The 12,012-nt window shown below is 46.1% G+C and carries 12 protein-coding genes; all 12 read left to right on the top strand.

The window, feature by feature from the left end:
- Positions 1 to 210 precede the first annotated feature (210 nt).
- The 12 genes from BUA17_RS10130 (at position 211) to BUA17_RS10075 (ending at position 11,946) form a co-directional block, all read left to right on the top strand.
- A complete protein-coding gene (locus BUA17_RS10130) occupies positions 211 to 864 on the top strand; it encodes a redox-sensing transcriptional repressor Rex (protein WP_053780717.1) in 654 nt (217 codons plus the stop codon).
- Positions 851 to 2,155: an amidohydrolase gene (locus BUA17_RS10125; RefSeq protein ID WP_072733407.1), complete on the top strand. Its 1,305-nt coding sequence runs from the start codon at positions 851 to 853 to the stop codon at positions 2,153 to 2,155. Before BUA17_RS10130 ends, BUA17_RS10125 begins: the two co-directional genes overlap by 14 nt.
- Before the next feature lie 41 nt (positions 2,156 to 2,196).
- Positions 2,197 to 2,727 (top strand): cell wall elongation regulator TseB-like domain-containing protein, encoded by a 531-nt coding sequence (locus BUA17_RS10120; protein WP_063566799.1) that lies wholly within the window; start codon positions 2,197 to 2,199, stop codon positions 2,725 to 2,727.
- Between the two features lie 303 nt (positions 2,728 to 3,030).
- On the top strand, positions 3,031 to 3,558 hold the full coding sequence (locus tag BUA17_RS10115) for a hypothetical protein (protein WP_063566800.1): 528 nt from the start codon (positions 3,031 to 3,033) through the stop codon (positions 3,556 to 3,558).
- Positions 3,551 to 5,053, top strand: a complete 1,503-nt coding sequence (locus tag BUA17_RS10110; RefSeq protein ID WP_072733406.1) for an AAA family ATPase — start codon at positions 3,551 to 3,553, stop codon at positions 5,051 to 5,053. The genes BUA17_RS10115 and BUA17_RS10110 overlap by 8 nt, the downstream gene beginning before the upstream one ends.
- 133 nt (positions 5,054 to 5,186) lie before the next feature.
- The gene (locus BUA17_RS10105) at positions 5,187 to 6,059 is read left to right on the top strand and encodes a 3-hydroxyacyl-CoA dehydrogenase family protein (protein WP_063566802.1); all 873 of its coding nucleotides are present in this window, start codon (positions 5,187 to 5,189) and stop codon (positions 6,057 to 6,059) included.
- Positions 6,056 to 7,261 carry an acetate/propionate family kinase gene (locus tag BUA17_RS10100; protein WP_063566803.1) on the top strand — a complete coding sequence of 402 codons (1,206 nt, stop codon included), beginning with the start codon at positions 6,056 to 6,058 and terminating at the stop codon, positions 7,259 to 7,261. Before BUA17_RS10105 ends, BUA17_RS10100 begins: the two co-directional genes overlap by 4 nt.
- A 102-nt stretch (positions 7,262 to 7,363) precedes the next feature.
- Positions 7,364 to 8,659 carry an asparagine--tRNA ligase gene (gene asnS, locus BUA17_RS10095; protein ID WP_063566804.1) on the top strand — a complete coding sequence of 432 codons (1,296 nt, stop codon included), beginning with the start codon at positions 7,364 to 7,366 and terminating at the stop codon, positions 8,657 to 8,659.
- Positions 8,660 to 8,676: 17 nt separating this feature from the next.
- Entirely contained in the window at positions 8,677 to 9,381 is a 705-nt protein-coding gene (locus BUA17_RS10090; protein ID WP_064636889.1) for a DnaD domain-containing protein, read from the top strand.
- Between the two features lie 280 nt (positions 9,382 to 9,661).
- Positions 9,662 to 10,165, top strand: coding sequence for an RNA polymerase sigma factor (locus BUA17_RS10085; RefSeq protein WP_244552105.1), 504 nt, complete (start codon positions 9,662 to 9,664; stop codon positions 10,163 to 10,165).
- Entirely contained in the window at positions 10,155 to 10,607 is a 453-nt protein-coding gene (locus BUA17_RS10080; RefSeq protein WP_072733405.1) for a hypothetical protein, read from the top strand. Before BUA17_RS10085 ends, BUA17_RS10080 begins: the two co-directional genes overlap by 11 nt.
- Positions 10,608 to 10,644: 37 nt before the next feature.
- On the top strand, positions 10,645 to 11,946 hold the full coding sequence (locus BUA17_RS10075; RefSeq protein ID WP_072733404.1) for a multi-tm2 domain protein: 1,302 nt from the start codon (positions 10,645 to 10,647) through the stop codon (positions 11,944 to 11,946).
- The last annotated feature ends 66 nt before the right edge of the window (positions 11,947 to 12,012 follow it).

Here is a 12,012-nt window from a genome sequence, read left to right as displayed (position 1 = left end):
CTTCCATTATTGCAAGACGCCAGTGATTGGCGGTAAAATTGAGTAATATCATGTATTCGTTTCATGGATATGCGAGTAAAGCGATTAAAGCAATTATCCATTATATAACAAGGAGCATCCTGTTTAATTCAGTAATCATTTTGCATCGTTTTAGACAGGGTGCTCATCTTTTCATCTATCTATCGTGGCCTTGGTAAGGGGGAGCAATGAATGAAATCAGATAAAATTTCGGAAGCCGTGGTGCGTAGATTACCTGTTTACTTGCGTTATTTGAATGAACTGCATCAGCGCGAAGTCAATACGGTCTCTTCACAAGAACTTGGACTGAGGTTGGATTTGAATCCGGCCCAGATTCGTAAAGACTTGGCTTACTTTGGTGACTTTGGTCGTAAAGGGATTGGATATGACGTTTCATATCTCATTGAGAAAATCCGCCATATTTTAAAAATAGACCAGCAGATCAATGTAGCTCTTGTCGGAGCAGGTAATTTGGGACATGCCTTGTCCAATTACAATGCCTATCTCAAAGACAACATGAAGATCGTCGCTGTATTTGATGCCTACGGTCCGAAAATTGGGAGTCAAATCAACAGTTTGACGGTACAACCGATGAATGAATTAACGGATTCGGTCAAAAAAGATAACATTCGTATAGGTATTATCACGGTTCCGGATACGGAAGCTCAAAATGTTGCAGATCAGCTGATTGAGTCAGGAATTGAAGCGATTCTGAACTTTGCGCCAACGATCCTGAAGACCCCGCCGCATATTCGCATTCATCATGCTGATTTTACGACGGATCTACTTAGCCTGGCTTATTACTTGGAGAATGGAAAGGACGACGAGGAAGATGACGACAAATAGATGGGTAATTCACAACGGCAAATTTGCCGTGAGTGAAGGTACGAATTGGAACGTGGTTCAAGGTTTTATGGTTGTTGAGAATGACAAGATTGTGCATATTGGTGAGACATTGCCGCAAGGAGACGAAAGCCTGACAAAGGTGGACGGAAAAGGACTGTTCTTCTTGCCGGGTCTGATCAATACGCATGGTCACGCGGCCATGTCGCTTCTAAGAGGCCACGGAGACGATCTGGCGTTACAAGTATGGTTACAGGAGAAAATGTGGCCAATGGAAGCTAAAATGACGTCTGAAGACGTGTATTGGGGCACATCGCTATCCGTGCTTGAAATGTTAAAAGGCGGAACAACAGCGTTCCTAGATATGTATGATCATATGGATCAGGTTGCGAAAGTGGTGGAACAATCCGGCGTTCGGGCTGCTCTGGCACGTGGGGTAATCGGACTTTGCTCAGAAGAAGAACAACTGCGCAAGCTCGAAGAGTCCGCAGCATTTGCCCGTCAATGGAATGGACAAGCAGACGGAAGAATTACAACCGTAATCTCTCCACACTCCCCTTACACTTGCCCTCCGGATTACATAGAGAAGCTGGTACAGGTTGCTCATGACCTGAATCTGCCTTTGCATACGCATATGTCTGAAACGCTTCGAGAAGTGGAGCAAAACGTGGCTGATTACGGACTGCGTCCGGTCGCACATCTGGAGAAGCTAGGATTTTTCTCCCGTCCATCTCTGGTTGCACATGCGGTACATCTGAATGATGAAGAGATCGAGATTCTCGCAAAGAATGATGTAGCAGTTTCCCACAATCCAGGTAGTAACCTGAAATTGGCTTCGGGTGTTGCACGTGTGCCTGATCTGTTGAAAGCAGGCGTGACTGTGTCTCTGGGAACAGACGGACCAGCCAGTAACAATAACCTGGATATGTTTGAAGAGATGAGATTGGCTGCGTTGATTCACAAAGGTGTGTCCGGTGACCCTACTGCAGTGCCGGCAGGGGAAGCGCTTCTGCTTGGAACTTCGTATGGTGCTAAATCCATATTCCTGAACAATACAGGCGCTCTGCAAGTTGGCATGAAGGCTGACTTCATCGCGTTGAACATCGAACAGGCCCATTTCTATCCGCATACGGATCTGATTTCCCATACGGTCTACTCGGCTTCGGCCAAAGATGTGGAGCATGTGTGGGTGGATGGTAAACAAGTGGTTAAACATGGCGAATGTCTTACGATGGATGAAGAGCGCATTCTGCGTGAGTCTCAGCTGGCATTTGACAGTTTGCTTGCCCGTTAATTACAAGGACAGCATCGTCATAGGGAAAGGAAGTTCGGCTTTTGAAGAAAAAAAAGAAGTGGATATGGATTTCGCTGCTGCTCCTGGTTCTGATTCTGTTTGGACTTCAGCGTTATTATGTCTATGTTACCCAGGATCAGCGCAAGGAAGAGGCGTTGGCCATACAGGCGGCCCAGGAACAGCTGGGGATTACGTCCCACGAAGAGCTGCGTAAGTATGTCTGGGGGCAGAAAGACGGCGGAGACAACATATACTGGACCCTGATCGGCAAAAATAAGGATAACCAGGATGTCATGGTGTGGATCAAGTTTGATGAGAATAACAAACCTGTGACGGGAACCAATGCAGTACACGGTGAACTGTTAAAGAACGGCATGAATGAAGCTCAGATTCGAAATCGGTTCAGCTCAGAAGTTCCCGGTGGGGAGATCAAACGAATCATGCCAGGCGTTGTGAATGGAATCTATGTATGGCAAGTGTATTATAATGATGATACTCACAACTATTATCGGTTTTACCGCTTCAGCAACGGGGAACAAGTGGACCTGGTCTATACGATTCCGAACAGCTAGAAGTAGCAGACGTACTATCGTCTGAAGAGAATACATTAAAGAACCGGCAGACGGAAACCCGACTGGTCCGGTTCTTTGGCGTACTTTGTTGATCATTTTGGATTTGAATAGTTAAAATTAATAATTTATTCATATTTTCGCCTTAGATATTGTATATACGATGTGATATACTCAAATATGTATTCAAGGATACATCATACACAAATAAATCCTGTTAGGCACATCACAGGACATTACGTACACATATTCATATTCTTGCCTACAAGTTATAGGATGGGCCAAAATTTAGGAGGGGTAACTCACTTGAAGATAAAAGTATTGCCTATTGCTCTGACTGCCGTCATTTCAGCCGTTGTGTTGTTTGGAGGTTGGTTTGTGTATCGTCATGTGGCTGTGCAAAGCCCAATTGAAAAAATGGTTACCCAGTACGATGGAGTCAATGATGTTCAATTAACTATTAACCGCAATGATGTACAGTTGAAACTCGATCTGCAGCCGGATGTTGATCTGGGCAGGTTGGTACAATATATTCACAAAGAAGGACAAACCTTGATTGGCACTCGTTCGTTGAAGCTGGATGTCGTAGATCATTCCAACGAAGCATTAGAGAGCTGGTGGGGAAGCGCGATGTTTACCGTAGCACAAGCGATGGAGAACAAGCAATACACCGAAATTACACCGACCTTGTCTAAAATGGCTACAAATGGGATCAAGGTAAATACAGCCATGGATGACAATAATGTATATGTCAGTCTCAGAGATGGAGATGCCAGTAAGTTTATTATTCTGCCGCGTGTGCCCGGTCAGATAGGAGTGTGGCCTAATGCCTAAATGGACGAAAGAAATTGCCATTGGATTTGTACCCGTATTAATTATCTTTCTCGCTTTTATTGGTGTAAACATGATTCCCATTCTGATCGCTGTAATGCTTGTGGGAGCTCTGCTGCTCATGATGCAAATGCGGGGTGGGATTACGGTGGGGGCAGGTCAGGAACGTAAACGCAAGAAAAAAGGCCCTTCCAAGCTGACTTTTGAAGAAATTGGTGGTCAGGAGAGTGCCAAGCAGGAACTGCGGGAAGCGCTTGATTTTCTCATTCGACATGAAGAAATTCAGAAGTTTGGTATTCGACCTTTGAAAGGTATACTGCTTACTGGCCCTCCAGGAACAGGTAAAACCTTGATGGCCAAAGCTGCTGCTCATTATACCGACTCTGTTTTTGTAGCTGCTTCAGGCAGTGAGTTTGTTGAGATGTATGTTGGTGTAGGTGCAGGCAGAATACGTGATTTGTTCCGTGATGCAAGAACTCGCGCCGCTAAAGAAAATAAGGAAAATGCCATTATATTTATTGATGAAATTGATGTGATCGGTGGAAAACGCGAAGGTGGACAACAGCGTGAATATGATCAGACGCTGAATCAGCTGTTGACGGAAATGGATGGCATATACTCTTCCGAAACACCACGTATACTCGTGATCGCCGCTACGAACCGAAAAGAAATGCTGGATAGCGCACTGACGCGTCCAGGTCGTTTTGACCGTCATATTCAGGTAGACTTGCCGGATAAGAAAGGCAGAAAACACATACTGGAGCTGCATGCAGTTAATAAACCTCTTTTGGAAGGGGTCAGCCTTGATAAGACAGCAGAAGAATCCTATGGTTTCTCTGGAGCGCAGCTGGAAAGCGTGATGAACGAAGCAGCAATTTATGCAATGAGAGACGGGCTGCTCAACATTGAACAGCGTCATCTGTCCCTTGCGATTGATAAAGTAATGATGGGTGAGAAGACAGACCGCGAATCCAGCGTGGAAGAGAAGAAAAGAGTGGCAATTCATGAGTTGGGACATGCCATCATGGCTGAACTGGTTCGTCCTGGCAGTGTGAGTCAGGTTGCACTTAGCCCTCGTGGACAGGCATTGGGTTATGTACGTCATAACCCGCAACAAGAGCAATTTCTGTACACGAAGCGTTTTCTTGAAGAGCAAATCATGATTGCCCTCGGAGGTGCAGCAGCGGAGGAAATGTATTACGGTGGACGTAGTACAGGATCGCGTAATGACTTTGAACAAGCAACGAATGTAGTACAGACGATGATGGCTTCCGGGCTCACGACGTTGGGTATTGTTAACATGGATATGGTAACTACAGAAGAATTGATGCGGGAGAATAAATTAATCCTGCAAGACCTGATGGAACAGACCAAACGATTGCTTGAAGAACAGCGGACAATTTTCGACAATTCCCTCGACACGTTGCTCAGGGAAGAAGTATTGTCTGGCGATCAATTTCGTTGTCAATTTAGTGACAGCGCCCTTCTACCGGCATAATTTATTTATGTCGGTTATTTTTTTTTACATTTCAGTCGTGCTAAGATATTATTATATGTTGGGTCGAAATTTGTAATTTTCGGCGAACAGGGTACAATAGAGAAATAGAGAACCGAAAGGATGGAGCAGAACCATGTTTTTCAAAAAGATAGGAGTTGTCGGCGGCGGCACGATGGGGCAAGGTATTTCCCAGATGCTTGCAGCCAAAGGACTTGATGTGCTTCTGGTGGAACACACAACGGAGAAGCTGGATCATGCGTATAACATGATTGAGACGAACCTTGATAAACAACTGGAGAAATGGGCCATTACGAAGGCAGAGAAGAAATTGATTCTATCCCGTATTACCAAAGTTGCTCATCTGGCTGAACTCGGAACTTGCGATATGGTCATTGAGACTATTTCTGAAGATCTGGAAGCGAAAAAAGCGGTATTCAGTCAACTTGACCAAGTTTGCCCAAGCAACGTAATTCTTGCAAGTAATACATCCACGCTGAGTTTGACTGAGCTTGCAAGCTCAACCAAATACCCAGAGCGTGTTATTGGTATGCACTTTATTCACCCGGTTTCCCGGGTTGATCTTGTAGAGATTATTCGTGGTCTGAAAACATCCGATAGCACTTTTGCAGAAACTAGACGTTTTGTGGAAGAAGTAGCGGACAAAAAAGGCGTTATGATCTATGAATCACCTGGATTTGTTACGTCCAGACTGATCTGTCTTCTGATCAACGAAGCGCTGCATGTACTGCAGGAAGGTGTCGCTTCCGCTGAAGATATTGATGACGCTATGCGTATCGGATACAATTTCCAGCACGGACCGCTTGAGATGGCAGACCGTTTCGGATTGGATTCAGTAGAAGCTGCACTCGAAAGAATGTTCCGTGAATTTGGTGAATTGAAATATCGTCCTTCCACAGTTCTGAAGAAAATGGTGCGTGCAGGACACCTGGGTGTTAAAACAGGCGAAGGATTCTTCAAGTACGACAAGGATGGTGACCGGCTGTGAAAGTACTCGTAATTAATGCGGGGAGTTCCTCGCTCAAATATCAATTGTATAACATGACGGATGAATCCGTATTGGCAAAAGGTCTGGTAGAGCGGATCGGCATGGACTCTTCCATTCTGACTCATAAACCAACGGGCCGCGAGGATGTTACGGAAGTTAGCGAAATTCTCGAACATACTACAGCGATTCGTAAAGTTATTGACATTCTGACAGATAAAGAAAACGGTGTGCTTGGTTCCGTTGATGAAATTCAGGCTGTTGGACATCGTGTGGTTCACGGTGGTGAAGCATTTAAGGAATCGACATTGGTTGATGATGCTGCCAAAGCAGAAATCCGCCGTCTGTTCGATCTGGCTCCACTTCATAACCCTGCAGCAATGATGGGTATTCGTGCGGCTGAATCCAATATGCCAGGAGTACCACAGGTAATGGTCTTTGATACGGCTTTCCATCAAACGATGCCGGAAAAAGCATATCTGTATGCTATTCCACGTGTGCTTTACAAAAAGTATAAAGTGCGTCGTTATGGAGCACATGGTACTTCCCATGATTACGTAAGCAAGGCAGCAGCTGAATATCTGGATCGTCCATTGGAAGATCTGAAGATCATCACATGCCATGTTGGTAATGGTGGTAGTGTAACGGCTGTACAGGGCGGCGTATCCGTGGACACGTCCATGGGCATGACTCCACTCGAAGGATTGATGATGGGAACACGTAGTGGTGACCTGGATCCGGCAATTGTACCTTATGTTATGAACAAGGAAGAACTGAGCGTGAGCGAAGTAAACTCCATGTTGAATAAACATAGTGGACTTCTTGCAATCTCCGGCATCAGCAGCGACATGCGTGAAATCACGGAAGGTATGGAAGCTGGCGATGCTAATTCCACGCTTGCATTCGAGATGTACGAATACCGTTTGCGTAAATACATCGGTTCTTATGCAGCAGCAATGAACGGTGTAGACGTGATCGTATTTACGGCTGGTGTAGGTGAAAACTCCGTTGTTCTTCGCCAAAAAGTATGTGAGCAACTCACGTACCTGGGTGTTGAACTGGATGAAGCGCTGAATGCAATTCGCTCTGGAGAGCCACGCCGCATCACAACAGCGAATTCCAAAGTGGACGTTCTCGTAGTTCCTACGAACGAAGAATTGGTGATTGCAAGAGATACACACCGAATCGTATTGAATTCTCTGTAATCTAATTGTAAAGTGAATATAGCATGACAAGGAAGTGCAGGGGACAGGCATATGCCTGCCCGCTGCATTTTCAAATTCAGGATTCCAAGGAGAGATATGGGCATGAGTACGGATTGTGTAATTCGTAATGTGAGTGAGCATGTGGGCGAGACTGTTAAAATCGGCGCCTGGATTAACAACAAACGTTCCAGCGGCAAAATTCAATTTTTGCAACTGCGTGATGGAACCGGATATATTCAAGGGGTAGTGGTTAAGAGTGAAGTTAGCGAAGATATCTGGAATGCTGCGAAGAGCTTGACTCAAGAAAGTTCATTGTATGTAACAGGTATTATCCGTGAAGAACCGCGTAGTGCATCCGGTTATGAGATGACAGTTACTGGCGTGGAAATTATCCATCTGACTGAAAACTATCCAATTACTCCGAAAGAGCATGGGGTAGACTTCCTGATGGATCATCGCCATCTGTGGCTGCGTTCGACAAAACAACGTGCGATTATGGTTATTCGTGCGGAGATCATCCGCGCTGTTCAGCAGTTCTTTGATGGTAACGGATTCACTCAGGTTGATCCTCCGATTCTTACACCTTCATCTGCTGAAGGAACGACGAACTTGTTCCACATCAAATACTTTGATGAAGATGCCTATCTGACACAAAGTGGACAGTTGTATATGGAAGCTGCAGCAATGGCGCTGGGCAAAGTGTACTCCTTCGGTCCTACGTTCCGTGCCGAAAAATCCAAAACACGTCGTCACCTGATTGAGTTCTGGATGATTGAGCCGGAAATGGCGTTTGTGGATCACGAGGAAAGCCTTCGAGTGCAAGAGAAGTTTATTGCTCACGTGGTTCAAACGGTTCTGAAAAACTGCCGTGCTGAACTGGAGTCCATCGGACGTGATGTATCCAAGCTTGAAAAAATTGTAGCTCCATTCCCGCGCATTACGTATGATGAAGCGATTGAATTCCTGAATGGACAAGGCTTCGATATTCCTTGGGGAGAAGACTTTGGTGCTCCACACGAAACGGCGATTGCCGAGAAATACGAAACACCGGTCTTTATTACCCATTATCCGGCTGGAATCAAGGCATTCTACATGAAACCTGATCCAAATCGTCCTGAAGTGGTCCTCTGTGCAGATATGATCGCACCCGAAGGGTACGGAGAGATCATTGGCGGTTCCCAGCGTATTGATGATCCGGAACTGATGCAGCAGCGCTTTGATGAGCATCAATTGTCGGAAGAGGCATATCAGTGGTATCTGGACTTACGTAAATACGGATCGGTTCCTCACTCCGGCTTCGGTCTGGGATTGGAGCGGACGGTAGCATGGATCTGTGGATTGGATCACGTACGTGAAACAATTGCATTCCCACGTATGCTCTATCGTCTGTACCCTTAATGCTTAACCGCGAGTCCATGGAAGAAACCGGCTCCAAAGCCTGGTTGAATGGAGCAGCTTACGGTATGGCATCAGGGACAGCGCAGCTCCCATATGCTTTATTGCGCTATTATCATCAGCTGGGGTTAAGTGACGCAGAGGTACTTCTGCTGATTCAATTGTTTGGATTCCGGCAAGTTGAATTCAATGAGTTCCCAACGCTTGAAGAGCTTGCTACCCGTATGGGTCTTGCTCCTGAAGGCATCGCCAGAATGCTGCAACGTCTCATGAGAGACGGGTACATCCACATTGACGAGCATCGGGATGAAGAGCGTGACATTCAGTATGAACGTTATGATCTGCATGGATTATATGCGAAGCTTGCAGGATGTACAGCAGAGGAGTTGGCCGTTGCTCGTAAGCAGCAGCAGGACAGTAATGCATTACGCCCGGATTCGAACAGTGTTCAAAAAGAAGAGGAAGAACGAAATATGTTCTCTATTTTTGAAAAAGAATTTGGCCGCCCGCTTTCCCCGATGGAATGCGAGACTATATCCAGTTGGCTGGATCAGGATCGCTATCAGGAGGAACTGATTCTCATGGCATTGAAGGAAGCGGTGTTTGCTGGTAAAGTGCATTTCCGCTATATCGACCGAATTCTGCTGGAATGGAGCCGTAACCGCGTGAAGAATGTGCAGGACGCCAAGGCATATACCCAGCGGTTCCGTAACGGTGGACGTTAATACGAATGTTAGATTAGGCAACAATTTCATTCAGATAAACCAGAAACAGGCCAGAAGATATTCTGTGCCTGTTTTTTTTAGATTATAGAGATGTTAAGTAAGATACGTTAAGTTCCCGGTGGAACTGACTTTTCAGGCAATGTGTAACCTTTTTATAAAAAAAATGAATGAATACGCAGGGGTCAACAAACAAGTTGTCGTCTATTGTAGTGGAGAGGAGGGGAGAGTTATTGATGAAGCGCGCTTAATCGAACAAATCCGTCAAGGCGATACATCCCAGATGCGTTTGTTGATCGAAAAGTACAGCCAGCATGTATACCATGTGGCCTACTCCGTATTACGGAACGATCAGGATGCACAGGATGCAGCTCAGGAGGCGTTCATTCAAATGGTCAAATCTCTCCCCGATTACCGATCCGAAGGTTTCAAAACGTGGTTAACCCGAATTGCCTTTCACAAAGCAATTGATGCCAAACGCAAGCTGGGCAGACGAAGCGCTGAGGATCTGGGCGGAGAAGAAAAATTAATGAACATGCCTGGTCGTGAAGAAGATGTTCTTGCCCGCCTCGTGCGTGAAGAGCGTCAGGAGAAGTTGCGCGAGCGAATCAATCAGCTGCCTGCCCAGCATAGGGACATTATTACTGCGTATTACTTAAGCGAAAAAAATTATGAGCAGATTGCCCGTGATGCACAGGTGGCAGTGAAAACCGTGGAGTCCCGTCTGTATCGTGCCCGGCAGTGGATTCGAAATCATTGGAAGGAGGATGAGTGGCGTGAGGAATAAAAGGATGTATACCGTCCAGGAATGGACTGATTATATTGAAGGCCGAATGACTGCAAACCAGGCAAGTTTGATGGAACAGGTGCTTATGGACGTTCCGGAAGCAATGGACAACTATCTCGAAGCACTCGGCATTCATCGGGAGTTGCCACAACTGAAGGACCCGGTAGGCTTCGCCGATTCGGTCATGAATCAAATTACGCAAATGCAATCCTCCAAGCCAAAGCGCAAATCGCGTTCTGGACGAAGACGTCTCTGGCTGGATCACAAAGTGTTTCATTATGCTGTAGCGGCTTGTCTGACGTTAATCTTCCTCTCCTCGGGACTGTTTGACAAAGTAGCCCCTTATCATAAGTTCCAGGAAGGTGAGAACAGGGGGTCATTTACGGAAAAATGGACGGAGGCAGCTACTTCATGGCTGGATCACTTCAAGCCTGGACCATAAATTGTTTCGTATTGCCTGAAAAGAAAGGATGAAGACTGTGCAATCAGATCGTAACAAATTACTTGCATTCTTATTAAACCTGATTCCGGGTCTGGGTTTTCTCTATTGGGGTCGGCCTGCCAGAGCTGTAATCTATCCATTACTCTTTTTTGGGACAGCTGTTGGTTCGTTTATGCTGGCAATTCTGGTGAGTGAGAGAGAATTAATGATTCTTGGGGCTTTGGGGACCATATTCTTCTGGTGTGTCAGCATGCTGGATATGATTATCGTTCTGCTACGTGCCCCATCGCCTAATGATGCCCGATACCATGGATATGGCGCACATTACAGTGGACCGCATCAGGGGGCGCCATATCAGGGAGCATACGCTGGTCAGGAAGGTCATCTGGGACAGATGGAGATGGACATGGACATGGAGGGAATACATCAGCATCAGAACGGTGAGTATGGCGTGCCTGCGGCTCCTTATGGTCAACCCATGTATCAAAAAGGCAGTGAAAGCGAACGATTCTTCACGATTCTGCTTTCCTTTGTTCCAGGTCTGGGACATCTTCATCTCGGACTGTTACATCGCGGTTTATCATTCCTTATCGCGTTCTTCGGTTCATTTGCCATGATGGTTTTTGTAGCTTCTATTACGAATGAATCCGTATTTCTGATGTTCTTGCTCATTCTGCCTGTCATCTGGGTTTACTGCATGTTTGATGCGGTCCAGCATGTGCATCGCAAGCAGGCCGGTGAGGTATTGCAGGATCGTACGTTGTTCGAGGAGCTGGAGATGGGCAGGGCTTCTGGACGGCGAAGCAAAGTGCTGGCAACCCTGTTATCAGCCTTTCCGGGTGCGGGTCATCTGTATCTGGGACTGCAAAAAAGAGGCATGCAACTCATGTTCCTGTTTCTCGGCAGTATCTACGTTCTGGACCTGCTTCATTTATCGGTGTTCCTGTTCATGATTCCGTTGATCTGGTTCTACAGCTTCTTTGACGGACTTCAGTGTTCAAGCAGGTATGGCCGCGAACCGTTGACAGATCAACCTATTTTCAAGGATTGGGCTCGTCACCAGCGCCTGATTGGATTCGGAATTGCTGCATTGGGATTGTACTATCTGTTTATCCGCTTGGTCATTCCACAGCTAAATGAGATGTTCCCGGATGCATTTATGACGTACGAGATTCGTTCGTATGTGAACACCGTCATTGTGTCCTTGCTGCTCATTTTTGGCGGTCTGAAGCTGTTGTTTGGCAAGCAGAGGGGGACGGGTATCCATAGTGCGGCTCATCGAAATGATGAGGGAGCGGACAGTCTCTTTTTATTCAAGGATCGGGACGATCGTCTGTAGAGCTTTACTTAGTTGAACTAAAGAATAGTTACACTGACACTACGATGATAGAGTAACCTTCCAATC

Origin of the sequence: Paenibacillus sp. ov031, from assembly GCF_900143165.1 — a bacterium.
GTDB classification, from domain to species: Bacteria; Bacillota; Bacilli; order Paenibacillales; family Paenibacillaceae; genus Paenibacillus; species Paenibacillus marchantiae.
Note: the sequence above shows the minus strand (reverse complement) of the source record. Positions and strands in the feature narration are given on the sequence as shown.